The organism is Oceaniglobus indicus, assembly GCF_002751875.1.
Classification (GTDB): Bacteria; Pseudomonadota; Alphaproteobacteria; order Rhodobacterales; family Rhodobacteraceae; genus Oceaniglobus; species Oceaniglobus indicus.
Window position 1 is genome coordinate 189,171 of sequence record NZ_NMZM01000005.1, and the last position, 25,460, is coordinate 214,630.

A 25,460-nucleotide genomic window follows, 5' to 3' on the forward strand; every position below is an offset into this window, starting at 1 on the left:
GGCCGTCTGCTCACGCGGCAGGGGCGGACGTTCGGGGCACGTATCGTCGCCCCGGTGCGGAAAGTCAAGCCGTGTGCGCACCGGCACGTTTCATTTCAGCGACTTGGGCGGTGCGATCATCAGGCGGAACTCGCGCAGCAGGGTTTCGGTGTCCATCGGCCCGTCACGCGATATGGCGCGCAGGCCGAAATATACCCGGGCCATTTCCTGATAATAAGTGGTGAAGGCGTAATTCGTGGCCGCACCCGCGGCAGCGCCCAGCACCGGAATCGTCTGTGCCGCCAGCTTCTGACCCAGAACCGTGGCCAGTCGTGGCGCGATCCGCCCGATCAGGCTGTGCACCGTCGCGCCCGTCAAGGTGATGCGCGTCGTCAGGAACGCCACGTCGGTTCCGTCGTCACGCGACAACGGGCCGGCGGCCGAGAACACCTGCAAACACTGAAGCCGAACCTTCGGATCATCGGGATCGAACCCTTCGGCGGCGGCAATTCCCTGGATTGCCCGCAGCAGCATGGTGGTGGTCACCGGCAATTCGGCCAGCGCCGTGGGCAATCCACCGGCGCCCCCCGCCGCGCCCATGACGCTGGTCACGGCGGTATTCATCCAGTCGGGCCGGTCCTTGACGGATTTGCGCGACCGATGGGCGGCATCGAAGGCCAGTTCCAGCGCCGAACGGGTCGCGCCGTCCAGATGGGTGCGCACCGATACCGGCAACCGCTCAAGCAGGTTTTCGGCTTGGCCGCCGACGATCGCCAGCGCCCGCATGCCCAGGCCGTCGGCGGCACGAAACCGCTTTGCCAGCACCTCGAGCGCGCGGCGCGTTTCATCGTCAAGCACGGTCATGTCCGGGCCGGCCTGGCGGGGGTGATCCAAGGGGTCATCGATTGTCATGGTCGTAAGATGGGCGCAGTCCGCGGGCAGAACAAGACCCGTTCAGGCGTTCGAATCATGCCAACGCTCGACCGGGCCGGCAATCCCGGTCCACCCTCCCGGCACCAGGTTCAGCCCGAGAACGCGCGCCGGGTTCGTCGGCGGCGGCATCACCACATGGTCCAGCCTGCGAAACCCGAACCGCCCGTAATAGGGCTCATCCCCCACCAGAAGAACACGCTTCCACCCCAACCCGGGCGCCAGCGCAAGGCTTTCCAGCATCACCAGCGCGCCCAACCCCTCGCCCTGCCGGGTCGGGTGCACCGCGATCGGCCCCAGTAACAGCACCGGCGCGTCGGCCACCCGCACCGGCCAATACCGGATCGCGGCCGCCAGCGTTCCATCGCCGTCCCGCGCCGCAAGGCACAGATCGCGCACCGGCGCGACGCCGTCACGCAACCGATAGGACGACAGCGCCTCGCGCCCCGGCGCGAAACACAGGTCGTAAAGCGCCTCGACCTCCCAACTGTCGTCGGGGATCTCTTCCCGAAGCCGGATCATCCGTGAACTTCCCCTGCACTGCGCGCACGAAACCGCTGGCCGGGCGTCTATCACGACGCTAGGTGACGATCAAACAGCCCCGCACAAAGGACAGCGCATGTTCTATCGTCCCGAAAACGGCCATGGCCTGCCCCACAATCCGTTCAACGCCATCGTCACCCCCCGGCCCATCGGCTGGATCTCGACCCGGGGCAGAGACGGCCACGACAACCTGGCCCCCTATTCGTTCTTCAACGCCGTCGCCTATGTCCCGCCCCAAGTCATGTTCGCCTCGACCAGCGCAAAAAGCGACCGCGGCGACACCAAGGACAGCGTGGCCCACATCCGCGAAACCGGCGTCTTCTGCGTGAACATCGTGGAATATGCCATGCGTGATGCGATGAACGCGACGTCGGCGGCCCATGATCGGGATGTCGACGAATTCATCCATGCCGGCATCGAGAAATCGGACTGCGACACCATTGCCTGCGCCCGCGTGGCCCGCGCGCCCGCCAACCTTGAATGTCGCCTCACGCAGATCGTCCAGCTTCCCGGCGCCGCAAATTTCGCGGTGTTCGGTGAGGTGACGGGCATCCACCTGCGCGACGATTGCCTGATCGACGGACAGTTCGACGTGACGACATTTCAGCCGCTCACCCGGCTGGGGTATCGCGATTACGCAAGGGTCGAGACGGTGTTCAGCCTGGCCCGGCCGGACGATTGACCCGCCGATCCGCGGTCGCGGCCCTATCGGGCGGCTGAACGACCCCTTTATCCGTCGCTGCGGGGTTTTCTTGGCTTGGCCCACCCCCTAGAACGACGCTCAGACGAATGCAGGAGGCGGGACATGGAACCCTTTATCGGCGTCATCGGCGGCTCGGGACTTTACGAGATCGACGGGCTGAAGGACGCCACGTGGCAGACGGTGGAAACGCCATGGGGCGCGCCGTCGGACGCCATTCTGACCGGAACGCTGAACGGCACACGGATGGCGTTTCTGCCACGCCACGGCCGGGGCCACATCCACACGCCATCCACCGTGCCCTATCGCGCCAACATCGACGCGTTGAAGCGTCTGGGTGTCACCGATGTCGTCTCGGTCTCGGCCTGCGGGTCATTCCGCGAAGACATGGCGCCGGGCGATTTCGTGATCGTGGATCAGTTCATCGACCGCACCTTCGCCCGCGAGAAATCGTTCTTCGGCCAGGGGTGCGTTGCCCATGTGTCGGTCGCGCACCCCACCTGCCCGCGCCTGGGCGAGGCCGCGCTGACGGCGGCCCGGGCCGAGGGAATCACCGTCCATGACGGTGGCACCTATCTGGCCATGGAAGGGCCGCAGTTCTCGTCCCTGGCCGAAAGCCGGATGTACCGCGAGGTCTGGGGCTGCGACGTGATCGGCATGACCAACATGCCCGAGGCGAAACTGGCCCGCGAGGCCGAACTTTGCTATGCCTCTGTGGCCATGATCACCGACTACGACAGTTGGCACCCCGCGCACGGCGAAGTCGACGTCACCGACATCATCAGGACCCTGACCGGCAATGCCACCAAGGCCCGCAACATGATCGCCCGCCTGCCCGCCCTGCTGAGCGGGGGCCGCGCGCCCTGCGACCACGGCTGTGACCGGGCGCTTGAATACGCGATCCTTACGGGCCCGGATCACCGCGATCCCGACCTTGTCGCCAGACTCGACGCCGTGGCCGGCCGGGTTCTGACCTGATCTGCCGCACCCGCCCTTGGGGCACGCCGCCCCGACTATCCAGGAAAACACCATGTCGAAAGCCGTTCGCGACTATATCCGCACCATTGTCGATTTCCCCCACGAGGGAATCCTGTTTCGCGACGTCACAACGCTGTTCGCCGATCCGCGCGGCTTCCGGATGTGTGTCGACCAGATGCTGCATCCCTATGCGGGGCTCGACATCGACAAGGTCGTGGGGCTTGAGGCCCGCGGCTTCATCCTCGGCGGTGCCATCGCGCATCAGCTTGGCACCGGCTTCGTTCCCGTCCGCAAGAAGGGCAAGCTGCCCGGCACGACCATCAGCCAGGACTACAAGCTGGAATACGGCGAGGCGATCGTCGAAATTCATGACGATGCCCTGCGACAGGGCGAAAAGGTCCTGTTGGTCGACGATCTTCTGGCGACGGGCGGCACCGCGGCCGCCGGTATTTCACTGATCCAGCGGTTGGGCGCCGAAATCGTCGGCTGCGCCTTCATTGTCGACCTGCCGGAACTTGGCGGGCGCAAGTTGCTGGAAGACCTGAACATGGACGTGCACGCGCTCTGCGCTTTCGAGGGGGCCTGAGCCGGCAGGTCGTTGACCCGACCGCTGCCGTTCCGCAATGGCGCGGGCCATCGGATCTTGAGTATTTAAGGCAAGAAAAAACCGGGTTGGCCACGGCGGGTCGCCCGGCTTCTCATTGATCCAAATACTCGCGCCGCAGGCATCCGGTGCCTACAGCACGGCGCCCGGGTTCATGATGCCAAGCGGGTCCAACGCGGTCTTGATCGCCCGCATCGCCGCGAGTTTCGCGGGATCGCCATAGCGGTCCAACGCGCCGACCTTCAGTCGGCCAATTCCATGTTCCGCACTGAAGGATCCACCGTGCGCGGCGACCAGGTCATCGATCACCCGGCGCAACCCGTCTTCCTTGTGTTTGTGATCGGCGACGCGTTCGCCCTCTGGCGCGAAGATGTTGTAGTGCAGGTTGCCGTCGCCAAGATGACCAAAGCAGTTGATGCGGAAATCGCCGTGCGCGGCGACGTGGCCCGGGGCTTCTTCGATGAAACCGGCCACGGCGCCGAGCGGCAGCGAGATGTCGTTGGACAGGATGGCGCCCGTCCGCCTGTTGGCCTCGGGGATCGTTTCGCGGATCGCCCAGAACTCCGCGCGCTGGGACAGCGAACTGGCGATGACCCCATCGCTGGCCAGCCCGGCGTCCATCCCCGCTTCGAAGATCGACGACAGGATGTCGGTCGGATCCTGATCCGCACCCAGGCCGACATCGATCAGCACCATCCACGCGGGGATGTCCGCGAACGGCTGTCGCGGCGGCAAACCGGTATCGCGCAGGAAACGCAAACCGACGCCCGAGATCAGCTCGAACGCCGAGACGGCGCCGGGCGCGCAGCTGTGGGCGATGGACAACAGCGACAAGGCGGCGGCGGGGCTTTGCACCACGATCAACGCGGCCCCTTGGCGTGCAGGGCGTGGGAACAACCGCAGGCTGGCCGCCGTGATGATCCCAAGGGTGCCTTCGGCGCCGATCAGCAGGTGACGCAGATCGTATCCGGTATTGTCCTTTCGCAACCGGCGCGCCCCGTGCCAGATGGTGCCGTCGGGCATCACCGCTTCCAAGCCCAGGCACAATTCGCGGGCGTTGCCATAGCGCAGCACGTTCACCCCGCCCGCGTTCGTCGCGAGGTTGCCGCCGATGCGGCATGATCCCTCGGACGCCAGGGACAGCGGAAAAAGCCGATCGGCCTCTTGCGCGGCATCCTGCACATCGGCAAGGATCGCCCCCGCTTCCGCGATCATCACGTTTTCTTCCGGATAGACCGCGCGGATGGCGTTCATCCGCTCCAGGCTCAGCAGGATCGGCAGGGGGCCGTCCGGCTGGATCTGCCCACCCACAAGGCCGGTGCCCCCGCTCCACGGCACGATGCCGATCCGATGGCGGGCGGCGAACCGCACCGTTCGCGCAACGGTTTCCGCGTCACGCGGTGCGACGAGGCAGGCGGCCTGCCCTTGCCAGCGTCCGCGCGGCTCGCGCAGGTATTCCTCGGTCAGCGGGCGCAGGGGGTCGGCGCCGATGCTTTCGGTCAGGTCGGTGATCAGGGCGTCGGTCATGGGATTCAGCATGAGGGCATGAAACCCCAAGCGCGCGGCGCCCGCAAGGTCGCCGATGTGGCCCCGGCGACGATGCCGCCCAGAGCCTGGCCCGGCCGCTGTATCCGTGCGTGACAGTGGGCTCGCCCCCCGCCGAGCGATACGCGGCAAGCCGCAAGTTGACGATGCTTAGCCGACGGTCGTCTTGCCGCGCCGATCACCGCGCAGGTTGGCATAAAGCACGTGGTTGCGCCAGCGCCCGGCGATCTGGAGATAGCTCTGCGCGACGCCTTCGTATTTATAGCCGCAATTTTCCAGCAATCCGCGTGACGCGGTGTTTTCGGGCAGGCAGGCGCTCTCGATCCGCGACAGGTCCAGCGTCGTGAAGGCATGATGGATCAGCGCGGTCACCGCCTCGCGCATGTATCCCTGGCGCCCGAAGGGTTCGCCGATCCAGTATCCGACGGTGCCTGCCTGGGCCGGGCCGCGCCGGATATTGTCCAGCGTCACCGCCCCCAGCAGCATCTGATCGCTGCGCCGGATCAGGAACAGCGGAAGGGCGGTGGCGTTGTCGATGGTGCGCTGCGCCCAGTATACCCGGTTGGTAAAGCTCTTGCGCGACAGGTGGTCGGGCGACCATGTCGGCTCCCACGGGGTGAGGAAATCGGCGCTGTCCTCGCGCAGGGAGGTCCAGGCGCGGAAATCGCCATGGTGGGGCGCGCGCAGGGTCAGGCGCTCGGTTTCGATCCTGACCCGACGCCGTTTCAATAGCATCAGGCCGACAGCCTTGCGGTGAGGGCCTCCAGATCCGGGGCATTGTCGGCAGGGCCGTAGAGGGCCATGGCCGCCGGACCGCCGCCGATCACCTTGCCGGCAAAGTCACGCACGTCGCCGGTGGTGACCGAATCGATCCGGGCGATGGTTTCGTCCAGATCCGGGATCCGGTCCCAGATTGCCAGCAGGCGGGCCAGACGCTCGGCCCGCGACGACGGGCTTTCCAGCCCCATCAGCAATCCGGCCTTCATCTGGGCGCGGGCGCGCGCGACCTCTTCGGGGGCGATGTCGCTGGCGGCGCGCTTCATCTCGTCCATCGTCAGTTCTGCCAGATCAGCGATCTGCGCCGCGCTGGTGCCTGCGTAAAGCGTCAGCATCCCGGTGTCGGCATAGGATCCGGCTTGGGCAAAGATGGTATAGCACAGGCCGCGCTTTTCGCGCATTTCCTGGAACAGCCGCGATGACATGCCGCCCCCCAGCGCGCTGGCATAGATCTGGGCGGTGTACATCGCCGGATCGCGGTATCCGGGCGCTTCCATCCCGAGGGTGAAATGCACCTGTTCCAGCGGCCGCATTTCCCGGCGCTGGCCACCGATGAAGCGGGCGGGCGATGCCACCTCGAACGGGCGGGCAGGCAGATCGGCGAAAATCTTCTCGGCCGCCATGCAAATCGTGTCGTGATCGACCGCGCCCGCGGCCGCGACGATCATCTGGCCCGGCGCATAGCGTTCGCGCACGAAGGTCGCCAGATCGTCCTTGGAAAACGCCGACACCCGTTCGGACGGCCCGAGGATCGAGCGGCCCATGGGCTGATCGGGATAGGCGACCTCTTGCAGCCAGTCGAAGACGATATCGTCCGGTGTGTCCAGAACCTGGCCGATCTCCGACAGGATCACGCCACGCTCGACCTCGATCTCGGACGGATCGAAGATCGGGTTCAGCACGATGTCGGAAATCACGTCGAGCGCCAGCGGCACGTCGGCTTCGAGAACGCGCGCGTAATAGGCCGTGGTCTCGCGCGAGGTATAGGCGTTGATATAGCCGCCCACGTCCTCGATCGCCTCGGCGATCTGCAACGACGTGCGCCGCTTGGTGCCCTTGAACGCCATGTGTTCGAGAAAATGGGCGATGCCGTTCTGTTCGGGGCGTTCGTGCCGCCCCCCGGCGTTCACCCAGATCCCCACGGATGCGGATTTCAGCCCCGGCATGTTTTCGGTGACGATGCGAAGGCCGTTGGCCAATGTATGTGTCTGGACGGTCAAGACGCGATGTTCTTTCGGATGAAGGATTGAATGTCGGACAGATCGTTGGCGATCCGGTTGACGCGTTCGGGCCGGTCATACAGATCGGCCATGCGGTTCGGAAGGGCCGGACGGTCGCCCATGGCGGCCTCGACCGCATCGGGAAACTTGGCCGGATGGGCCGTGGCCAGTGCGATCATCGGCACGGCCGGATCCAGATGTTCGCGCGCCACCTTCACGCCGACGGCCGAATGCGGACACAGTATTTCGCCGGTGCGCGCATGGGTGTCGCGGATCGTCGCGGTGGTTTCTTCCTCGGACGCGCGGCCCGAATCGAAATGCTCGCGCAGGGTTTCCAACGCGCCCTGCGACACCGTGAACCCGCCGTTATCGGACAGTTCCGCCATCAACTGGCGCACCGCGCCGCCGTCGCGCCCGTAGGCATCGAACAACGCGCGCTCGAAATTCGACGACACCTGGATGTCCATCGACGGGCTGATCGTGGGCTCGACCCCGTCCTTGCGATGCGCGCCGTCGGCCAGCGTGCGGTGCAGGATGTCGTTGCGGTTGGTCGCCACCACCAGCCGGTCGATGGGCAGTCCCATGCATTTGGCGATGTAGCCTGCGAAGATGTCACCGAAATTGCCGGTGGGCACGGTAAAGCTGACCTCGCGATGGGGCGCGCCCACCGCGACGGCCGAGGTGAAGAAATACACCACCTGCGCCAGCACCCGCGCCCAGTTGATCGAATTGACCGCCGTCAGACCGACCGAATCGCGGAAATCGAAATCGTTGAACATTGCCTTCACGGCCGCCTGACAGTCGTCGAAATCGCCGTCGATGGCGATGGCATGGACGTTGGCTTCGGCCGGGGTGGTCATCTGGCGGCGCTGCACCTCGGATACGCGACCGTGAGGATAGAGGATGAACACGTCGACGTTGTCCAATCCGCGAAACGCCTCGATCGCCGCGCTGCCGGTGTCGCCGGATGTCGCGCCGACGATGGTGATGCGGTCGCCGCGCCGGCCCATCGCCTCGGTGAACATCTGGCCGATCAGTTGCATGGCGAAATCCTTGAACGCCAGCGTGGGGCCGTGGAACAATTCCAGCAGGAACAGTCCCGAATCGAGCTGTTTCAGCGGTGCACGGGCGTCGTGGCCGAACCCGGCATAGGCGTTCGCGATCAGACCGCGCAGCACATCCTCGGGCAGGTCGGTGAATTGCGCAACGATGCGATAGGCCACCTCTTCATAGGGCAGACCGGCCAGGGCTGCGATCTCGTCGTGCGTCATTTGCGGCACCGATTCCGGCACATACAGCCCGCCGTCCCGGGCCAGACCGGCCAGCATCGTGTCCTCGAACCCCAGAACCGGGGCCTTGCCGCGTGTCGAGATGTAATTCATCGGTGTTCCTCGGAAGTTCGGGCGTGGGGTCCGACCCGCCTCATACGCGACAGCAGGAACGCTGTCATCCCCGCCCAGATCAGAGCCAGGGAAAACCAGGTCATCGCGTATTGCAGATGATCGTTCGGAATGCCTTCGGTCCCCACCGGCAGCGGTGTGATGCCGGGCACGTCCGGCGTGATGGCGCGGGCGACGATCATGAAAGGCTCGGCCCTCAGCGCAGCCGACATTGCCGCGACGTCGCGGGCGAACCAGATGTTGGCATCCCGGTCGGGATCGGGGGTGAAGCCATCGGTTTCTTCCGGCCAGTGCAGGTTGCCGATGATGGCAACCTCTTGGGGTGGTCGAGGGGCATCCTTTGCCGGGGTGGCGATGACGCCGAGATCGACCAGAACCCGCCGCCCTTCGACCGTGTCGACGGCGGAGATCACACGGTAAACGGCGCCCATCTCCTTGACCGACGCCAAGACATGAAGTTCGTCGCCGGTCGTCTGGCCCGCGATCTGCACCGGAAGATACCGATCATCGCCCGCCTGCGGTGCCGCGGGCAGCGGCACGGGGTCGGCGGCGATGCGCGATTCGATCTGCGACAGCACCTCCTGTTTCCAGGTCAGCCGCTGCACCTGCCAGACGCCCAAGGCGATCAGCACGGCACATCCCACGATCCCGAATATCAAGGGAATGACGAAACGCATGATCGGATCCTCAAACGCAGGGAACGCCGGAATTTACCCCGGCGCTCCCCCCAACGATATGAACGGCGGTCGGCGACCCCTGCTCAGCTGCCCCAGACATAGATTGCGGCGAACAGGAACAGCCAGACGACATCGACGAAGTGCCAATACCAGGCGGCCGCTTCGAAGCCGACGTGTTGTTGCGGGGTGAAATGCCCGGCCCTTGCGCGCATGTAGCACACGAACAGGAAGATCGTGCCGATGATGACGTGGAACCCGTGGAAGCCCGTCGCCATGTAGAAGTTCGCGGCATAGATGTTGCCGGCAAAGCCGAAGGCGGCGTGGCTGTATTCGTAAGCCTGGAAGATGGTGAACAGAACACCCAGAATGACCGCCAGCAGGAGACCGTTCTTCAGGTCCTTGCGGTTGTTTTCATGCACCAGCGCATGGTGCGCCCAGGTCACGGCACATCCGGAACACAGCAGGATCAGCGTGTTGATCAGCGGCAGATGCCAAGGATCGAACACTTCGAGACCGACGGGCGGATATTCCTGGAACGCGGCGGGCTGTTCCGGGCCACCGGGATACATGGCGTGCTTGAAGAAGCTCCAGAACCAGGCGGCGAAGAACATCACCTCGGACGTGATGAACAGGATGAAACCGTAACGCAGACCGATCATCACCACTGGCGTATGGTCGCCCTGGTTGCTTTCGGTCACGACCTCGGACCACCACGCATACATCACGTAAAGCACCAGCGCGAGGCCGATGAAGAACATGTAGGGCGTGATGCCCTTCATCCACAACACGGCGCCGAACAGCATGATGAATCCGCCGACGGACCCAAGAAGCGGCCAGATGGAGGGCTGGAGAATGTGATAATCGTGGTTCTTTTCGTGCGCCATTTCAGTGTCTCTCGCGTCTGGCCCGTGGGTCGGGCTTATGATTTGGATGCTCAGGGCTGAACGCTCAGGGCGGCCTGCTGTTCGGGCAGTGGGATCTCGTAGAAGGTGTAGGACAACGTGATGTGTTTGACAAACTTCGCGTCGCGGTCATCGACGATCTCGGGATCGACGTAATAGGTCACGGGCATCATCACCCGTTCACCAGGCTGCAAGACCTGTTCGGTGAAACAGAAACAGTCGATCTTGGTAAAGAACCCGCCTGCCTCGTAGGGATAGACATTATAGGATGCCTGCCCGGCGATCGGCCGGTCGGTCGGGTTATACGCTTCATAGAACGCAAGGCCGGTTTCGCCGATCCGCAGTTCCGTCGTGCGTTCGACGGGCTTGAATTCCCAGGCCATGCCGCGTTCGGTCGAGGCATCGAACCGGATGCCGATCGTGCGATCCAGAACCACGTCCGAGCCGGCGCCGACGGCTGTGACACCACCGAACCCCGTGACCTTGCAAAACAGGTTATAGGCCGGAATCGCCGCCCAGGCGAGCGATCCCATCACCACCACCACGCCCAGCATCTTCATGGCCGTGCGTCCGTTTGCATCCAGTGTCATTTTTCAAGCTCCTCACCGGGGAGCAGTTCGGGGCGCACGACATGGTCGAACCCCTGAACCGCACCGATCTGACGGACCTTGACCACCGTCAGGCCGAACACAATGAGAATGAGCGCGGCCAGCGTCAGGCCGACCCCCAGATTGCGCGAAAAGCGCCGCTTGTGGATTTCATGTTCCGCGTTCAGCGCCATCTCAGTAAACTCCCAACCCACGCAGGCCCGCATCCCCCATCAACGCCAGGAAATGGACAAACAGGTAGAGCAGCGAAAACTTGAAAAAGCTCTTTTCGGTTGCATAGCTGTCGGCCTCGGCCATGGTTTCGTCGCGCTGATAGATATCGATGGCCCCCTTGACGAACCAGGCGTTCGCCAGGACCGCGACCGTCAGATAGATCGGCCCGCCGATCTGGGTGAACCCCAGCCACAGCGCAACGGGCGCCAGCAACAGCGTGTAGACGATGATATGCGCCCGCGTCACGCGGCGGCCATGGGTCACGGTCAGCATCGGCACACCGGCAGTGTCGTAATCCTTCTTCAGGAACAGCGCCAATGCCCAGAAGTGGGGCGGCGTCCACATGAAGATCAGCCCGAACATCAGCACCGCTTCCAGCGATACCGACCCGGTGGCGGCGACCCAGCCGATCAGGGGCGGAAACGCGCCCGCCGCGCCACCGATGACGATGTTCTGCGGAGTCGAGCGTTTCAGCCAGATGGAATAGACCACGGCGTAAAAGAAGATGGTAAAGGCCAGAAGCGCGGCGGCCAGGACATTGGTCGCCAGCCCCAGCATCACGACCGCGAAGCCCGACAGGCCCAGGCCTATGGCCAGCGCCTCGTCACGGTCGATGCGGCCGGCCGGAATGGGGCGTTTTGCCGTGCGGCGCATCACGGCGTCGATATCCGAATCCCACCACATGTTCAGCGCGCCGGACGCGCCGCCACCGACCGCGATGAACAGGATGGCGCAGAATCCCACCATCGGATGCACACCGACGGGGGCCACGACCAGACCTGCAAGCGCAGTGAACACGACCAGCGACATCACCCGCGGTTTCAGCAATGCAAAGTAATCGCTGAAGCTGGCTTCATCGGAATAGTCGATGGAAGATGCGGTGGCGTCGCTCATGGTTTCGTCCGATCAGTTCTGCTTGAAAACGGGGCAAGGTCGGCCGGCGACCCTGCCCTGTCGTGACATCAGTTCGCCGATGCGACCTTGATGTCGGTGCTCACGGGCGCACCCGAGGCATATTCGTTCTTCGCACGGTCCAGCCACGCGGCATAGGCCTCTTCGCTGACGACCTTGACGGTGATCGGCATGTAGGCGTGGTTGATGCCGCAGAGTTCGGAACACTGGCCGAAATAGATGCCCTCCTTTTCGGCGGCGAACCACAGTTCGGCCAGGCGACCCGGCACACCGTCCTGCTTCACGCCGAAGGCCGGGATCGTCCAGGAATGGATCACGTCGCCGCCGGTCACCTGCATCACGATGGTCTTGCCGACAGGCACGACCACCGAAGTGTCCGTGGCCAGCAGGAATTCATCCTCGGAATATCCCGCCTCCTGCAACTGCGCCAGAACCTCGGGGCTCATCCGGTTGTCGCCGCCGGTGGCCGGCGCGCCGATCATGTAGCTGTCGAAACCGAAACCCTCGTCGACATATTCGTATCCCCAGTACCACTGGTATCCGGTCACCTTGATGGTGACGTCGGCTTCGGGAATTTCCTGCTGCTTGAACAGCACGGGAAGCGAGAAGGCACCGATGAACACCAGAATCACGATCGGGATCATCGTCCAGGCGATTTCGATCGGCGTGTTGTGGGTGAACTTGGCCGGTGTCGGGTTCGAGCGGCGATTGTGGCGTATTGCCACGACCGCCAGCAGCAGGACGACGAACAGGGTGATGGCCGAGATGATGATCAGGACCATTCCGTCCAGCCAGTGCAGGTCGCGGGCCAGTTCGGTGGCCGCCGTCTGAAGGTTCAGCCCCCCCGGCTTGGGCGTTCCGACGATTTCAAGATCACCGAAAGCCTCGATGTTCTCCTGTGCCAGGGCGGCGGTGCCACCGGCAAGGGCGTAAGAACCGGCCAAAAGGCCCGCAAGTCTGGTCTGTAAGCGCATGTATCGTTCCCGTTCGGCTGTGGGCGGTCCGGCCACCCGCTGACGGATCACCGACTTGCACCGGCATCCGTTGTGTTCTGGCGTTCTGAAACCATATCAGACACGATTGGACAAGCCAAACCATTGCGGCAATCAGCCGCCAGACACCGTATCGTGCGCCATCAGCCCGAAGGAACCCCCATGCCCGACACCTCATTTCGCCCGTTCGAGACCCTGATCGACCGTGACTCTGCCCTGGGGATGTTGCGCGAGGCGGTCACCGGCGCCGACGATGGCGAGCTGTTTCTGGAACGCCGCCGCTCGGAAGTGATGTCGTTCGACGACGGGCGCGTGCGACAGGCCAGCTATGACGCCGCGGAAGGCTTTGGCCTGCGTGCCGTCTGTGGCGAAACAACGGGATATGGCCATTCGACAGAGATTTCCGAGGCGGCGCTGAAGCGCGCCTGCGAAACGGCGCGCCTGGCCGTCGGTGACGGTGGCGGCACGCTGGCCGATGCGCCACGGGCCACCAACCTGCGCCTCTATACCGACGCCGACCCGATGGCGGACGCGGTTTTCGCCGTCAAGCTGGACACCCTGCGCGAAATCGACGCCTTCGCCCGGGCGCTGGATCCCCGCGTGGTCCAGGTGACAGCAACGCTGGCCGCGTCGATCCAGGAGGTCGAAATCCTGCGCCCCGAGGGTCATTCGGTGCGCGACGTGCGCCCCATGGCCCGGCTCAACGTGTCGGTGATCGTCGAGGAGGGCGGACGCCGCGAATCGGGCGGCATGGGCGGCGGCGGGCGGTTCGGATTGACCGGCCTGATCGCCCGCGACCACTGGGAAGGCGTCACCCGCGAAGCGCTGCGCATCGCGCTGGTCAACCTGTCGGCCGAAGCCGCGCCCGCCGGGGTGATGGATGTGGCCCTGGGCGCCGGATGGCCCGGTATCCTGCTGCATGAAGCGGTGGGTCACGGGCTGGAAGGGGATTTCAACCGCAAGAAGACGTCGGCCTTCGCCGGCCTGATGGGCCAGCGCGTGGCCGCGCCTGGGGTCAACGTGCTGGATGATGGCACGATCCCCGACCGGCGGGGATCGATCACCGTGGATGACGAAGGCACCCCCGGCGCGAAGAACATGCTGATCGAGGACGGGATCCTGGTTGGATACATGCAGGACCGCCAGAACGCCCGTCTGATGGGGGTGGCGCCCACCGGCAACGGCCGGCGCGAAAGTTACGGCCACACCCCGATGCCGCGGATGACCAACACTTACATGACCGGCGGATCGGTCAGCCCCGGTGACATCGTGGCCGACGTGAAGGACGGCATCTATGCCGTCGGCTTCGGCGGCGGCCAGGTCGACATCACCAACGGCAAGTTCGTGTTTTCCTGCACCGAGGCCTATCGCGTCCGCAATGGCAAGATCGGCGCCGCGATCAAGGGCGCGACCCTGATCGGCGACGGCGCGACGGCGTTGCAGAAGATCCGCGCCATCGGCAACGATTTCGCGATGGACCCCGGAATCGGAAACTGCGGCAAGGCGGGCCAGTGGGTGCCGGTCGGTGTCGGACAGCCGACGGTGCTGATCGGCGGGCTGACCGTGGGCGGCAGCGCCGCGTGAGCCGCGGCCGCTGCGCCGGTTGAAATGAAGGAAGTGGGGCCAGCCCCACACCCCGGAGTATTGAGGGCAAGAAAAAGCCCGGACGCGGATTTTGCCGGATTTGCGGCCGGGTCGTTGGCGTCCGAAGCCTTGGTGCGCGGCGAGGCTTGCGCGGACAACCCGATCGAGGCGGATGGAGATTGCACCCGGGATCAGGACACGGATGCGTCGGGTGTTCGGCAGGCGAGCCGCCACGCACGGTTGGCGGGGGGCGATCCGCCCCTCGGGCCATGCGAGATGATGCCCGCACGGCCCTCGCGATGCCGTCCTGGGCGCGCCTGGGCGAAAATGCTGATTTCGCGCAGGGCCGGATCCGTCCTATGCCACCTGCCGATGCCCGCAATCAGCCGGTGAAGTTGCGGCTGTCCTTGATCTGATCCCAGGCCCAGACGACCTCCTGCAGCTGTTCCTCGTGGCCGCGGTCGCCGCCGTTCATGTCGGGATGCAGGACCTTGATCAACGATTTGTACGCCTTGCGGATCTCGGGTTTGGTCCAGTGATCCTTGGCGTCCAGGATGTCGATCGCCCGCCGCTCGGTCGGCGGCAGCCGGCGGGTGCCGGTGATCGACTTGCCGGGATTTCGCGTCGCGTTCACACCCAGCACCTGGTGCGGGTCGTCAACGCCCAGGCGCGACCACGCGCGCTGTTCCTCGGACTTCTTGAACGGTTTCGTCTCGCGGCCCCAGACGCGATCCTTGTCGATCTGCGCCTCGAATTCCTCTTCCGTGGTTCCATTGAAGAAATTCCACTTCAGGTTGTACTCGCGCACATGGTCGCGGCAAAACCAGAGGTATTCGTCCAGGTGATCGGGGGACTTTGGCGCGCGATACTGGCCGGCCTCTTCACAACCGGGGTGTTCGCAGACGCGCTTGGACGTCTCGAAAGCGCCGGACATGCCGCGCCGTCCCCGAGGGTTCTTTTTCTTTGCGGCGCTGACACGGATGTCAAAACCGAAGGGATCGTTCTTAGCCATTGAAACGCCTTTCCGACTCGGGCCTCGGAGTTTAGAGATGTAGGTTGTGGAGTGAAGAGGAGATTGGATAAAAATGCCCGTTGCGGAAGAAATACACGCCCGCCTTCAGGCCGCGTTTGCGCCAACCGTCCTGAACGTGGTGGACGACAGTGAATCCCATCGGGGACATGCCGGTTTCCAGGAAGGCGGCGAAAGCCATTTCATCGTCGCCATCGCCGCGCCTGCCTTTGCCACCATGTCACGCCTGCAACGCCACCGCGCCATACATGCCGCCATCGGCCCGGATATCATGGAACGGATCCATGCCCTGGCCATCGACGTCAAGACCTGAGCGTCAGTCGCGCCGCTCGGCGCCGGGGACTGGAAAGCGCGCGACACGATCGTCGCCCGCAGCGGGGCCAAGACGCGGTGCGCGCCCCTCCTCGCGGTGGGCGCCGAACTGAGGGGTCGGAACCGGGCGATCGGGCTCGGCTTCAGGCTCGGGCCGGGTGACGGGGTCGGCCGTCCGACGGTCGGCGTCCGATTGCAGGCCGATGGCCAGCTGTTCGGGCGTTTCCACGTTGTCAGGCTGGGGATAATCGTATGGATCGGCTTCGATCTCGCGACGAAACACCATCACGTTCTGGAATGATGTCTTTGTTCCGGTCAGACCGGCCCGCTCTTCGCAAGGCAGGGTGTCTGACCGCAGATACTCCCACCCCTCGGCACCATAGCTGTTCATTACTTCCGTCAGCGCATGGGCAAATCGCGCATCGGCTGTCTTGGCGCCCTTGACCTTGGGCGCCTTCCTCGGGGCCGGCACGACCACATATTCGTAATTCATCGCTGTCTCCCCGATTTGTGCCGCGTGACACTAGCAAAGCGCCACACCATTGTCCAAGCGATACGACGGCGGATCGGCAACAACATGCGCGCGCGGCGCGGACGCGACGCCCGGTTTTTCCCGAACGAATCAAGCCGGCGCAGAACCCGCGACATGGCCGCGGGCACGGGTGGTTCAGCAGCGCATCTTTGGTTATTCGGCAGGGTGCCGGTTCTTGTGCGCGCGGTCCAGCTTGTGTTCCTCGCGGCGCAAAAGCAGGATTCCGATGCCGGCAAAGCCAAGCGCAACCAGCGGGACGGCGATGTCAAAAGCGGTCATTAGTCCGTTCCTTTCCTCAGCCTGCCTAGAATATAGTGCGCCAGGCCGTGCAATGCAAATCCCACACCGCACCACAGCGCCGCCCGCAGATCCAGGGTGTTCACATCCTCGACAACCCGTCGCAGAACCGCGAAACCGATCAGGCCCAGCCCGAGGGCATTCAGGAACCCCGCGAACAGCTTGATCCGTTCATTCAGGATGGTGACGTCGTCCCGCACGGGTTTCATCGGCCGCCCGCCGATACCGGGCGGGGATGAACATCGCGTGAACGCGCGGCAAGACGACGGCGCTTCACCCCCCCAGCTTGCGCGCGACGATCTCGTTCACGGCGGCCGGGTTCGCCTTGCCGCCGGTGGCCTTCATCACCTGCCCGACGAACCAGCCGGCCAGCTTGGGGTTCACCTTGGCCTTTTCGACCTGCGCCGGGTTTTCGGCGATGATCCGGTCGACTTCGGCCTCGATGGCGCCGGTGTCGGTGACCTGTTTCATGCCGCGCGACTCGACGATTTCGGCGGGATCGCCGCCTTCGGTATAGACGATCTCGAACAGGTCCTTGGCGATCTTGCCCGAAATGTCGCCCTTGGCGATCAGCGCGACGATCCCGCCCAGTTGCGCGGGCGACACCGGCGATTCCGCGATTCCCTTCTCGTCCTTCTTCAGGCGGCCGAACAATTCGTTGATGACCCAGTTGGCGGCCAGCTTGCCGTCGCCGCCGCGGGCGACCTCTTCGAAATAAACCGCGTTCTCGACATCGGCCGTCAGAACGCCGGCATCGTATTCCGTCATGCCATACTCGGTGACGAACCGCGCCTTCTTGGCGTCGGGCAATTCGGGCAGGGTCGCGGCGATGTCGTCGACGAACGCCTGTTCGATTTCCAGCGGCAGAAGATCGGGACAGGGGAAGTAGCGATAGTCGTGGGCTTCTTCCTTGCTGCGCATCGACCGGGTTTCGCCCTTGTCGGGATCATACAGGCGCGTTTCCTGCACCACGGCGCCGCCGTCCTCGATGATCGCGATCTGGCGGCGGGCCTCGACCTCGATCGCCTGCTGGATGAACCGCATCGAGTTCATGTTCTTGATCTCGCAGCGCGTGCCGAGGTGCGAGAAATCCTGGGTTTCCTGATACTTCTCGTATTGACCCGGACGGCAGACCGATACGTTGACATCGGCGCGCAGATTGCCGTTCTGCATGTTGCCGTCGCAGGTGCCAAGATAGCGCAGGATCTGGCGCAACTTGCCGACGTAGGCCGCCGCCTCTTCGGGGCCGCGGATGTCGGGACGCGACACGATCTCCATCAGGGCCACGCCGGTGCGGTTCAGATCGACGAACGACATGTTCGGATCCATGTCGTGAATCGACTTGCCCGCGTCCTGTTCCAGGTGGATCCGTTCGATCCGCACCAGCCGCGCAACGCCGGGACCCATGTCCACCAGCACTTCGCCTTCGCCGACGATGGGATGGTAAAGCTGCGAGATCTGATAGCCCTGCGGCAGGTCGGGATAGAAATAATTCTTGCGATCGAACGCCGAGACAAGGTTGATCTGCGCCTTCAGGCCCAGCCCCGTCTTGACCGCCAGCGCGACGCAACCCTCGTTGATGACCGGCAACATCCCCGGCATGCCCGCATCCACGAAGGCGACGTTCGAATTCGGTTCGGCGCCGAACTGGGTCGATGCGCCCGAAAACAGCTTGGCCTTGCTGGCCACCTGCGCATGCACCTCAAGCCCGATGACCAGTTCCCAGTCGTGCTTTGCCCCCTGGATGACCTTGGGCGCGGGCGTGGTGTAGGTAAGATCGAGCATCGTGAAACGTCCCTTCGGCTGACGCCTGCGTTCTATTTCACGCGTCGCATCGGGGCAAGAGCGGGTGGATTCCCGCCGATGCGGAATCCGTCCGGTTGTCAGCACAACGACTCGGCGTATAACGCCCGGGCCGGGACAAGGGTCCGGTGCTGCCAACACGAGATATGATGAAACGTTCCATTGCCGCCGCACTTGCGCTGTCATTTTCGCTGAGCGCTTGCGCCACACTCACCCCCGTCAGCGAAGAACCTTCCGATGTCCTGCCCGTCATGCGCTGGGATCATCGCCCCGAAGCCCCGATCTGGACCGAAGCGACCCTGAACGCGCTGCAAAGCAGCGACGCGGGTCTGCCGTCGTTCGTGCCCTCCGACATCGCCGCCTATTGCCCCGATTATGCCGGGGCCACCGAAGAAGAACGGGCGGCGTTCTGGGCGGGCCTTCTCAGCGCGCTGGCGAAACACGAAAGCACCTGGAATCCGGCTGCCGTGGGCGGTGGCGGATTGTGGTATGGCCTGGTCCAGATCGATCCGCGCACGGCCAAGGGATACGGCTGCGCCGCGCGCACCGGATCGGCCTTGAAGGACGGCGCGGCAAACCTGTCCTGCGCGGTGCGAATCGCCACGGCACAGGTCACCAAGCGGGGCACGGTCAGCCGTGGCATGCTGGATTGGGGTCCGTTCCATTCCGCCGGCAAGCGGGCCGAAATGCAGGCGTGGACCCGCGCCCAGCCCTACTGCAAAGTCTCCTGAGACCTCGAAAACCTGTGCGAGGCAATTTTCGCCACCTCTTTTGCAGGGTGGCGAGGATATGGGGCCGCGCCGGATGCCTTGGGGGGCGCCGCCCTTCAGTTTGGCGTTCGATCATCGCACAACGGACAGACCTGTAAGGGGCGCGGCCTTCGCGCCCCCTGCCCCGGCCCGGCCTTGGCGGGCGGTCCGATCCTGACGCCCTCAGGCGGCGGCATGCCGGAATTGCCGTGGCTCACGTCACAGGGTCGCATGGTGCCGCGACGATGTGGCATACGATGCAGGCAGCGGCCGAAAAGGACAGGACCCCGACATGAAAAACACGACACGCGCGGCCATGGTCGCATCCCTGGCCTTGGCCGGGGCCGCGACGGCACAGGACGCGGCACCGTTGGATGCCGCGGCCTCGAACCCGGCGACCATGGGATGGATGCAGGGGTTTCCGCCCGCCGCGGACAAGACGATCCGCTTCACCGATCCCGATTACTTCACCTTCCCCAAGCTGCGCTGGACCGTCTGCCACTTCCGCGAGTTGATGCCGACCGTTGCCGTGCGCAATGGCAGCGACCGCGCCAGCATCCTGGCCAGCGACCATGACGCGGGCCTCGATGCGGTCGAATTCACGCCGATCGGTGGCGGCGATCCGATGACGTGGGAGGCCGCGTTCGATGCGAATTATACCGACGGCATCCTGGTGATGCACCGGGGCCGGATCGTTTACGAACGTTACGACGGCTGTCTTGATGCAGACACGCTGCACGGGGCGATGTCCGTCACCAAGAGCCTGACCGGGCTGTTGGCCGAGGTTCTGGTGGCCGAGGGTCGGTTGGACGAAACCGCCCCCGTGGCCGCCATCATCCCCGAACTGGCAGACAGCGCCTTTGGCGATGCCACCGTGGCCGAGGTGCTGGAGATGACCACGGCGCTGGCGTACTCGGAAGATTATTCCGACCCCGATGCCGAAGTCTGGACCTATGCCGAAGCGGGCAGCCCCTTGCCCAAGCCCGAAGGCCATGACGGTCCGCGCAGCTATTTCGAATACCTGCAAACCGTGCAGAAGAACGATGCCCAGCACGGCGATGCCTTCGGCTACAAGACTATCAACGCGGATGCCGCCGGCTGGCTTGTTGCACGCACCGCCGGTGCTTCGGTCGCCGATTACCTGTCAGACCGCATATGGTCGCGCATCGGCGCCGAGCGCGAGGCGTTCCTTACCGTCGATTCGATCGGCACGCCCTTTGCCGGGGGCGGGTTCAACGCGACCTTGCGTGACATGGCGCGGCTGGGTCAGCTGATCTTGCAGGACGGCGAATGGAACGGCGAACAGGTCATCCCGGCCGCCGCCATCGCCCGGATCCGCCAAGGCGGCAGCAAGGAAGCCTTCGCCAAGGCGGGCTATGACCTGCTGGCGGGCTGGAGCTATCGCGGCATGTGGTGGGTCAGCCATGACGATCACGGTGCCTTCGCCGCGCGCGGCGTCCACGGCCAGACCGTCTGGATCGACCCGACCGCCGAGATGGTCATCGTGCGGTTCGCCTCCACCCCCGTGGCCGCGAACGCCGCCAGCGATCCCACGTCGCTGCCTGCCTATCGTGCCGTGGCCGATTACCTGATGATGCAGGACAGCGATCCGCAACTGGTGGGCCGCGAATGGATCATCGAATACATCGAAGGCAGGGGCGTGATCGACAACAGCCCCGCCAGCCTGTTGTTCATGCCCGGCGGGCGTCTGGCCGGCAACGCGTCCTGCAATCGCCTGCTGGCGTCGTTCAGCCAGGATGGCGCCGGTCTGAGCATCGGCGACGCCGGCACGACCGCGATGATGTGCCCGCCCGCGTTGATGGAGCAGGAAGCGCGTCTGCTTGACACCCTGTCGCGGGTTTCGGGCTTTGCCATCGATGACACCGGCGCGCTTGTCCTGGACACCGAAACCGGGACGACGATCATCGCGCGCAGAAGATAACGGCCGCCGGCCCGGCAATGCGGCGTGGGTGGGCTAGAGGACGGGCCCCACCGTCGCGACGACGTTGTTCCAGATCGTCCGATACACCGGCCAGGCCGCGACATCGTCAAGATCGACGGGAACCGAGCGTTCGATATACGCGGCCTGACGCGCGCCGATGGCCCGGGTCAGCGCCGTGTCATGGATCAGGATGTTGTTCTCGTAATTCAGATCGAAGCTGCGAAGATCAAGGTTCGACGATCCGATCAGGCTCATCTCATCGTCGATCGTCAAGGTCTTGGCATGCAGCAGACCCTCGTTGAACTCGTGGATGATGCAGCCCGCGTCGAGCAATCGGCGGTAATATCCGTGGCTGGCGGCGGCGACGATCCAGCTGTCATTCTTGCGCGGGAAGATCAGCGTCACCCTGACCCCGCGATAGGCGGTCGCACACAGCGTGTCCATCACGGTTGCATCCGGCACGAAATACGGGGTCGAGATCGTCACCCGCTCGCGCGCCGAGGCCAGGGCCGTGGCGAAAAGCTGTGGCATGGCGCCCTTGCGCTCGGTCGGGCCGTCCCCCATGACCTGCGCCGGGAACCCGCCGTCGATCGGTGGCACCGGAAGGGCAAGCGGATCGAGGTTGTCGCCCGTCGCACGCACCCAGTCGCTGACGAAAAGCAGCTGGTTCTGCGCCACGACGGGCCCCTGGAACCGCACCATGATATCGACCCAGGGCGCATATCGTGCCTTGACCCGAAACTCGGGGTCGGCCGAGTTGCGGCTGCCGCAATAGGTGATCCTGCCGTCGATCACCGTGATCTTGCGGTGGTTGCGCAGGTCGATGCGGCTGAACAACATGGTGCGCACCGGCCGGTTGAGCGGCAGGGCCACGGCCATCTGGACACCGGCACGCTTCATCTGCCGCCACAGGTCTGACCGGATCAAGGAGCGCGATCCCATGCCGTCAGCCATTGCCCGGCATGTCACACCCCGTTCGGCCGCCCGCATCAGCGCCCGGGCCAGAGCGGTCCCCGTCTCGTCCTCGAGCCAGATATAGTAAAGCACGTGAACCTGGTCCTTGGCCGCGTCGATGTCTTCGATCATCCGCCGGCTTGTCTCGGCTGCATCCGCCATCAGCTCGGCCGTGTTGCCGGGCACGGGATAGAACCCGTTGATCGAGGCGCAAAAATGCGCCGTGGGGCGATGCGCCGGAGAGATCAGCGTATCGACATCCCGCGCATTGCCCATCAACGGGGCCGCATCGGCCCGGATGCGATCGAAAATGACCGTCCGTGCCGCCCGGCCCGTCTTGCCGATGTTGCTTTCCCCGAACAGGAAATACACCACCGTTCCGCCGACCGGCAACGCCATCAGCACCACGAACCACGCCAGCCGCGCCGGCGGCGACATGTCGGTACGCAGCAGGATGCGGAAGGTGAAGGCGGTGACAACGGCCACGTGGAAGATAAGAACGAGGTCCATCGGGTGCTTTCGGGATTGGCGGCGTCCGTCAGGACAGGTGAAACGGCTGGGCGGAACGCCATCGCCGACGCGCGCCGCGCCGACAAGAAGGAGGGGCGGATCTGCCCCTTGAACACGAACCGGTCGAAAAATGCAATTTCATGGGTCGCGTGGCGGGTGGACACCGCCAGAACACCAATGCTCCGTCACAGCAGCCATTCAACGGGCAGCCAACCGATGACGGTCAGCGCCACGGTCTTGAGCAGGGTGGCGCCCGGTTCTGCGGCCTGCACGGCGTCGCGGCTTCGCCACGACAGATCGCCCTCGGTCAATGCCACCTCCCATGCCACACCTTCGAACTTGCGGTCGAACGCTGCATGCATGCGGGTCGCCATGTCGGCGCTATCGATCAACAGGCCCATTTCGGTGTTCAGGGTGGTCGAGCGCGGATCGAAGTTGAACGAGCCGATGAAGATCCGTTCGCCATCCACCGCGAACGTCTTGGCGTGCAGGCTTGCCCCCGATGATCCGAAGGGGCCGATCTTGTCGCGCGGGGTCGAAACCGATGCCTGCCGCTTCAGCTCGAACAGCTCGACTCCGGCGGCCAGCAGGTCGCGCCGGCGCTTGGCATACCCGGCGTGGACCGGCAGCACATCGGTCGCGACCAGCGAATTGGTCAGCATCCGCACCTGCACACCGCGGTCTTCAAGCGTCTCGAACGCCCTGACCCCGGCCACGCCCGGCACGAAATAAGGCGTTATCCCGTCGAACCGCGTTTCGATCCGACCCACCGCATGGGCCAGTCGCGACGCCAGCAGATCCTCGCGCGCGACCGCGCCCTGCCCCTTGACGGGATCATCGCTGACCAGCACGACATCGGTCCATTCCAGACCAAGCCGGCCGGTGCCGAGATCGCGGATCAGGTCCGACTCGGCGACGATCCGGCGATAGTCGGCGAGTTGCGGATCATCCGCCAATCGTTCGACCCGCGCCGTGATCGGATTGTCGTCCGGTGCGCGCCCCACGATCGGCCCCGCAGGATGCACGGCCCGGGCAGCCCAGTAGCGATCGAAATCATCGGCAACCTCGCCGACAATGTCGCCCACCGCCAGCACGTCGAGATCGACATAGAGCGCGGTCGGCCCGGTATCGAAATACTCGTCCCCGATGTTGCGTCCGCCAAGGATCGTCGCGGCCCCGTCCACGGTCAGCGACTTGTTGTGCATCCGCCGGTTCAGGCGAAAGAAGTCAAAGCCATAGGACAGCACCTTGAACCGGCGCAAATTGAACGGGTTGTAGATCCGCACCTCGGCGTTCTCGTGGGCGTTGAGTGCGGCCAGTTCGGGGTCCAGCCCCGCGGTGCCGTTGTCATCGACAAGCAGACGCACCCGCACGCCGCGTTCGGCCGCGCGCATCAGCGCATCCAGCAGAAGCGTTCCGGTCAGATCACCGTGCCAGATATAATATTGCGCATCGATCGAGGATGTCGCCGCGTTGACCAGCAGCATGCGCGCGGCAAAGGCGGCCGCCCCTTCACCCAGCGGCGCAACCCCCGTCTTGCCGGGATGATCGGCCCACCGCTGTTGCACCAACGCGGCCAGGGGCGATGTCCCGACCGGGGGAAGGGCCGTGCTATCGGTGCGGTCGGTGACCTCGGGCAAGGCAAAGACGATCCGCGCGACCACGATGGCAACGGCCACAATCGCGACCAGCGCGACCAGCGTCTTGACGACGGTTTTCACAACGCACCCCTTTCAGGTGTTGCCGGATGCGGTGCATCGCTGCCGTGCCAGCCGGTCATCAGATCCAGCAGCGCGACAAGATAGGCCGCCGTGAACGCGCCTGCCATGGTCAGCACGATTCGGGTGAAGGTGGCATAGGCCGGATCCTGGGTCGACAGCGCCCCCGCGACCAGCGACAGCATGACCGAGAACGCGTATTGATAGACCATGCTGGGCTGGGGACCGGTCAACATCCGGCTGCCCAGAAAGAGGCCCGACAGGAAGATCAGGCCCAGCAGGATCGTCAGATGCTGTGACAGCACGAACAGCCCGAGAACGACGATCGCCATGCCGCCGCCGTAAACCGTGGCGCGCACCCGCTGGCCGGCCTCGGACCAGACGGCGCTGCGCGTCGGGAACACGATGACCATCGCGGCGACCATGGCCATCATCATGTCGGACGGTTGCATGACCGCGTAGAGCCAGAACGACAATCCCAGCAGCACGGTCGCGCGGATGATCGCGCCGGTTTCGATGTTTCCGGGGCTCGGCACGGGGTCGTCCACGTGAACCTCGCGCGTGCGCGCGGGCAGCACCAGATAGACGACGGGTCCGACAATGGCGGCAACAAGCGCGGCCTGGATGAAGCCGTCGCGCATCGTTTCCACCGTGGCGCTGCCATTCATGCCCATCACCGACATCAGCACGGCCACGATGATGATCAACATCCCCGCCTGCGCCCCGGATTGAAGGATCATCCGGAACGCGAGGAAATAGGTCAGCCACATCGCACCGACATAGACCAGCGGCATGGGGCGCAATGCCTCGACCAGCCACGTCATCGCATAGACGAGCACGATCATGACGACGGGCGCGGCAAGCATCCTGACGGGATTGAACGCCTTGCGCTGTGCCGCGATCAGGCCCACGGGAAGCGCCGCGATGATCGGGGGCAGGGCCGGATCGATGATCGGGATCGCCGCATAGGCCAAGGCCCCCGTCAGCCCAAGGCGCACCGCGTAAAGCGGATCATCGGCGACGGTCGGGCGCGGTGTGACATACATCCG

27 protein-coding genes are annotated in these 25,460 nt (G+C 64.7%); 7 read left to right on the forward strand and 20 right to left on the reverse strand.

The genetic code is table 11. The features are described 5' to 3' along the window. Positions 1–90 precede the first annotated feature (90 nt). A complete protein-coding gene (locus tag CFP68_RS09820; RefSeq protein ID WP_193825219.1) occupies positions 91–843 on the reverse strand; it encodes an EcsC family protein in 753 nt (250 codons plus the stop codon). 90 nt (positions 844–933) lie between these two features. Continuing rightward, complete coding sequence (locus CFP68_RS09825) at positions 934–1,431, reverse strand: GNAT family N-acetyltransferase (RefSeq protein ID WP_099826740.1); 498 nt, start codon at positions 1,429–1,431, stop codon at positions 934–936. 97 nt (positions 1,432–1,528) lie between these two features. Here CFP68_RS09825 and CFP68_RS09830 point away from each other — a divergent pair, with 97 nt between their 5' ends. From CFP68_RS09830 to CFP68_RS09840, 3 genes are all read left to right on the forward strand, one after another. Beyond that, the gene (locus CFP68_RS09830; RefSeq protein WP_099826741.1) at positions 1,529–2,134 is read left to right on the forward strand and encodes a flavin reductase family protein; all 606 of its coding nucleotides are present in this window, start codon (positions 1,529–1,531) and stop codon (positions 2,132–2,134) included. 123 nt (positions 2,135–2,257) lie between these two features. After that, complete coding sequence (locus CFP68_RS09835; RefSeq protein ID WP_099826742.1) at positions 2,258–3,130, forward strand: S-methyl-5'-thioadenosine phosphorylase; 873 nt, start codon at positions 2,258–2,260, stop codon at positions 3,128–3,130. Positions 3,131–3,182: 52 nt separating this feature from the next. Next, on the forward strand, positions 3,183–3,716 hold the full coding sequence (locus CFP68_RS09840) for an adenine phosphoribosyltransferase (protein WP_099826743.1): 534 nt from the start codon (positions 3,183–3,185) through the stop codon (positions 3,714–3,716). Between the two features lie 150 nt (positions 3,717–3,866). Here CFP68_RS09840 and CFP68_RS09845 read toward each other — a convergent pair whose 3' ends face one another. The 10 genes from CFP68_RS09845 to coxB all read right to left on the reverse strand — a co-directional run bounded on the left by CFP68_RS09845 (position 3,867) and on the right by coxB (position 12,962). Beyond that, positions 3,867–5,261, reverse strand: coding sequence for an FAD-binding oxidoreductase (locus CFP68_RS09845; RefSeq protein WP_241524031.1), 1,395 nt, complete (start codon positions 5,259–5,261; stop codon positions 3,867–3,869). A gap of 168 nt (positions 5,262–5,429) precedes the next feature. Further along, positions 5,430–6,014: a GNAT family N-acetyltransferase gene (locus tag CFP68_RS09850; RefSeq protein WP_099826745.1), complete on the reverse strand. Its 585-nt coding sequence runs from the start codon at positions 6,012–6,014 to the stop codon at positions 5,430–5,432. Next, complete coding sequence (locus CFP68_RS09855) at positions 6,014–7,276, reverse strand: M16 family metallopeptidase (protein ID WP_099826746.1); 1,263 nt, start codon at positions 7,274–7,276, stop codon at positions 6,014–6,016. The genes CFP68_RS09850 and CFP68_RS09855 overlap by 1 nt, the downstream gene beginning before the upstream one ends. Then, positions 7,273–8,658 (reverse strand): threonine synthase, encoded by a 1,386-nt coding sequence (gene thrC, locus CFP68_RS09860; RefSeq protein WP_099826747.1) that lies wholly within the window; start codon positions 8,656–8,658, stop codon positions 7,273–7,275. The genes CFP68_RS09855 and thrC overlap by 4 nt, the downstream gene beginning before the upstream one ends. Next, a complete protein-coding gene (locus tag CFP68_RS09865) occupies positions 8,655–9,353 on the reverse strand; it encodes an SURF1 family protein (protein ID WP_099826748.1) in 699 nt (232 codons plus the stop codon). Before CFP68_RS09865 ends, thrC begins: the two co-directional genes overlap by 4 nt. Before the next feature lie 83 nt (positions 9,354–9,436). Continuing rightward, the gene (locus CFP68_RS09870; RefSeq protein ID WP_099826749.1) at positions 9,437–10,237 is read right to left on the reverse strand and encodes a cytochrome c oxidase subunit 3; all 801 of its coding nucleotides are present in this window, start codon (positions 10,235–10,237) and stop codon (positions 9,437–9,439) included. 50 nt (positions 10,238–10,287) lie between these two features. Continuing rightward, positions 10,288–10,845, reverse strand: a complete 558-nt coding sequence (locus CFP68_RS09875) for a cytochrome c oxidase assembly protein (protein WP_099826750.1) — start codon at positions 10,843–10,845, stop codon at positions 10,288–10,290. Then, positions 10,842–11,036, reverse strand: coding sequence for a hypothetical protein (locus CFP68_RS09880; protein WP_099826751.1), 195 nt, complete (start codon positions 11,034–11,036; stop codon positions 10,842–10,844). Before CFP68_RS09880 ends, CFP68_RS09875 begins: the two co-directional genes overlap by 4 nt. 1 nt (position 11,037) lies before the next feature. After that, positions 11,038–11,970, reverse strand: coding sequence for a heme o synthase (cyoE, locus tag CFP68_RS09885; RefSeq protein WP_099826752.1), 933 nt, complete (start codon positions 11,968–11,970; stop codon positions 11,038–11,040). 68 nt (positions 11,971–12,038) lie between these two features. After that, a complete protein-coding gene (gene coxB / locus CFP68_RS09890) occupies positions 12,039–12,962 on the reverse strand; it encodes a cytochrome c oxidase subunit II (protein ID WP_099826875.1) in 924 nt (307 codons plus the stop codon). Between the two features lie 180 nt (positions 12,963–13,142). Here coxB and tldD point away from each other — a divergent pair, with 180 nt between their 5' ends. Next, on the forward strand, positions 13,143–14,564 hold the full coding sequence (tldD, locus tag CFP68_RS09895) for a metalloprotease TldD (protein ID WP_099826753.1): 1,422 nt from the start codon (positions 13,143–13,145) through the stop codon (positions 14,562–14,564). Positions 14,565–14,946: 382 nt separating this feature from the next. Here the strand turns inward: tldD and CFP68_RS09900 are convergent, their stop codons facing one another. Continuing rightward, positions 14,947–15,576 carry a DnaJ domain-containing protein gene (locus CFP68_RS09900; protein ID WP_099826754.1) on the reverse strand — a complete coding sequence of 210 codons (630 nt, stop codon included), beginning with the start codon at positions 15,574–15,576 and terminating at the stop codon, positions 14,947–14,949. Positions 15,577–15,649: 73 nt separating this feature from the next. Between CFP68_RS09900 and CFP68_RS09905 the strand changes: the two genes are divergently transcribed. Further along, a complete protein-coding gene (locus CFP68_RS09905; RefSeq protein ID WP_099826755.1) occupies positions 15,650–15,907 on the forward strand; it encodes a BolA family protein in 258 nt (85 codons plus the stop codon). A gap of 3 nt (positions 15,908–15,910) precedes the next feature. Here CFP68_RS09905 and CFP68_RS09910 read toward each other — a convergent pair whose 3' ends face one another. The 4 genes from CFP68_RS09910 to gatB all read right to left on the reverse strand — a co-directional run bounded on the left by CFP68_RS09910 (position 15,911) and on the right by gatB (position 18,520). Continuing rightward, positions 15,911–16,399 carry a DUF4177 domain-containing protein gene (locus CFP68_RS09910; RefSeq protein ID WP_099826756.1) on the reverse strand — a complete coding sequence of 163 codons (489 nt, stop codon included), beginning with the start codon at positions 16,397–16,399 and terminating at the stop codon, positions 15,911–15,913. Between the two features lie 192 nt (positions 16,400–16,591). Next, positions 16,592–16,717, reverse strand: coding sequence for a hypothetical protein (locus CFP68_RS18580; RefSeq protein ID WP_277621460.1), 126 nt, complete (start codon positions 16,715–16,717; stop codon positions 16,592–16,594). Then, the gene (locus CFP68_RS09915) at positions 16,717–16,944 is read right to left on the reverse strand and encodes a hypothetical protein (RefSeq protein ID WP_099826757.1); all 228 of its coding nucleotides are present in this window, start codon (positions 16,942–16,944) and stop codon (positions 16,717–16,719) included. Before CFP68_RS09915 ends, CFP68_RS18580 begins: the two co-directional genes overlap by 1 nt. Positions 16,945–17,008: 64 nt before the next feature. Further along, positions 17,009–18,520, reverse strand: a complete 1,512-nt coding sequence (gatB, locus tag CFP68_RS09920; RefSeq protein ID WP_099826758.1) for an Asp-tRNA(Asn)/Glu-tRNA(Gln) amidotransferase subunit GatB — start codon at positions 18,518–18,520, stop codon at positions 17,009–17,011. 164 nt (positions 18,521–18,684) lie between these two features. Here gatB and CFP68_RS09925 point away from each other — a divergent pair, with 164 nt between their 5' ends. Both CFP68_RS09925 and CFP68_RS09930 read left to right on the forward strand, forming a co-directional pair. Beyond that, positions 18,685–19,269 carry a lytic transglycosylase domain-containing protein gene (locus CFP68_RS09925; RefSeq protein ID WP_420915822.1) on the forward strand — a complete coding sequence of 195 codons (585 nt, stop codon included), beginning with the start codon at positions 18,685–18,687 and terminating at the stop codon, positions 19,267–19,269. Positions 19,270–19,579: 310 nt separating this feature from the next. After that, positions 19,580–21,229, forward strand: coding sequence for a serine hydrolase (locus CFP68_RS09930; protein WP_169961466.1), 1,650 nt, complete (start codon positions 19,580–19,582; stop codon positions 21,227–21,229). Positions 21,230–21,262: 33 nt separating this feature from the next. Here the strand turns inward: CFP68_RS09930 and cls are convergent, their stop codons facing one another. The 3 genes from cls to CFP68_RS09945 all read right to left on the reverse strand — a co-directional run bounded on the left by cls (position 21,263) and on the right by CFP68_RS09945 (position 25,457). Next, positions 21,263–22,693 carry a cardiolipin synthase gene (cls, locus tag CFP68_RS09935; RefSeq protein ID WP_099826759.1) on the reverse strand — a complete coding sequence of 477 codons (1,431 nt, stop codon included), beginning with the start codon at positions 22,691–22,693 and terminating at the stop codon, positions 21,263–21,265. Between the two features lie 185 nt (positions 22,694–22,878). Next, a complete protein-coding gene (locus CFP68_RS09940) occupies positions 22,879–24,414 on the reverse strand; it encodes a phospholipase D family protein (protein WP_099826760.1) in 1,536 nt (511 codons plus the stop codon). Next, on the reverse strand, positions 24,411–25,457 hold the full coding sequence (locus CFP68_RS09945; protein WP_099826761.1) for an FUSC family protein: 1,047 nt from the start codon (positions 25,455–25,457) through the stop codon (positions 24,411–24,413). Before CFP68_RS09945 ends, CFP68_RS09940 begins: the two co-directional genes overlap by 4 nt. Between the last annotated feature and the right edge of the window lie 3 nt (positions 25,458–25,460).

Bases quoted from the DNA above. Each gene is read 5' to 3' on its own strand.
- CFP68_RS09820 (WP_193825219.1), bottom strand. From the start codon at position 843: ATGACCGTGCTTGACGATGAAACGCGCCGCGCGCTCGAGGTGCTGGCA.
- CFP68_RS09825 (WP_099826740.1), bottom strand. From the start codon at position 1,431: ATGATCCGGCTTCGGGAAGAGATCCCCGACGACAGTTGGGAGGTCGAG.
- CFP68_RS09830 (WP_099826741.1), top strand. From the start codon at position 1,529: ATGTTCTATCGTCCCGAAAACGGCCATGGCCTGCCCCACAATCCGTTC.
- CFP68_RS09835 (WP_099826742.1), top strand. From the start codon at position 2,258: ATGGAACCCTTTATCGGCGTCATCGGCGGCTCGGGACTTTACGAGATC.
- CFP68_RS09840 (WP_099826743.1), top strand. From the start codon at position 3,183: ATGTCGAAAGCCGTTCGCGACTATATCCGCACCATTGTCGATTTCCCC.
- CFP68_RS09845 (WP_241524031.1), bottom strand. From the start codon at position 5,261: ATGACCGACGCCCTGATCACCGACCTGACCGAAAGCATCGGCGCCGAC.
- CFP68_RS09850 (WP_099826745.1), bottom strand. From the start codon at position 6,014: ATGCTATTGAAACGGCGTCGGGTCAGGATCGAAACCGAGCGCCTGACC.
- thrC (WP_099826747.1), bottom strand. From the start codon at position 8,658: ATGAATTACATCTCGACACGCGGCAAGGCCCCGGTTCTGGGGTTCGAG.
- CFP68_RS09865 (WP_099826748.1), bottom strand. From the start codon at position 9,353: ATGCGTTTCGTCATTCCCTTGATATTCGGGATCGTGGGATGTGCCGTG.
- CFP68_RS09870 (WP_099826749.1), bottom strand. From the start codon at position 10,237: ATGGCGCACGAAAAGAACCACGATTATCACATTCTCCAGCCCTCCATC.
- CFP68_RS09875 (WP_099826750.1), bottom strand. From the start codon at position 10,845: ATGACACTGGATGCAAACGGACGCACGGCCATGAAGATGCTGGGCGTG.
- CFP68_RS09880 (WP_099826751.1), bottom strand. From the start codon at position 11,036: ATGGCGCTGAACGCGGAACATGAAATCCACAAGCGGCGCTTTTCGCGC.
- cyoE (WP_099826752.1), bottom strand. From the start codon at position 11,970: ATGAGCGACGCCACCGCATCTTCCATCGACTATTCCGATGAAGCCAGC.
- coxB (WP_099826875.1), bottom strand. From the start codon at position 12,962: ATGCGCTTACAGACCAGACTTGCGGGCCTTTTGGCCGGTTCTTACGCC.
- tldD (WP_099826753.1), top strand. From the start codon at position 13,143: ATGCCCGACACCTCATTTCGCCCGTTCGAGACCCTGATCGACCGTGAC.
- CFP68_RS09900 (WP_099826754.1), bottom strand. From the start codon at position 15,576: ATGGCTAAGAACGATCCCTTCGGTTTTGACATCCGTGTCAGCGCCGCA.
- CFP68_RS09905 (WP_099826755.1), top strand. From the start codon at position 15,650: ATGCCCGTTGCGGAAGAAATACACGCCCGCCTTCAGGCCGCGTTTGCG.
- CFP68_RS09910 (WP_099826756.1), bottom strand. From the start codon at position 16,399: ATGAATTACGAATATGTGGTCGTGCCGGCCCCGAGGAAGGCGCCCAAG.
- CFP68_RS18580 (WP_277621460.1), bottom strand. From the start codon at position 16,717: ATGACCGCTTTTGACATCGCCGTCCCGCTGGTTGCGCTTGGCTTTGCC.
- CFP68_RS09915 (WP_099826757.1), bottom strand. From the start codon at position 16,944: ATGAAACCCGTGCGGGACGACGTCACCATCCTGAATGAACGGATCAAG.
- gatB (WP_099826758.1), bottom strand. From the start codon at position 18,520: ATGCTCGATCTTACCTACACCACGCCCGCGCCCAAGGTCATCCAGGGG.
- CFP68_RS09925 (WP_420915822.1), top strand. From the start codon at position 18,685: ATGATGAAACGTTCCATTGCCGCCGCACTTGCGCTGTCATTTTCGCTG.
- CFP68_RS09930 (WP_169961466.1), top strand. From the start codon at position 19,580: ATGAAAAACACGACACGCGCGGCCATGGTCGCATCCCTGGCCTTGGCC.
- cls (WP_099826759.1), bottom strand. From the start codon at position 22,693: ATGGACCTCGTTCTTATCTTCCACGTGGCCGTTGTCACCGCCTTCACC.
- CFP68_RS09945 (WP_099826761.1), bottom strand. From the start codon at position 25,457: ATGTATGTCACACCGCGCCCGACCGTCGCCGATGATCCGCTTTACGCG.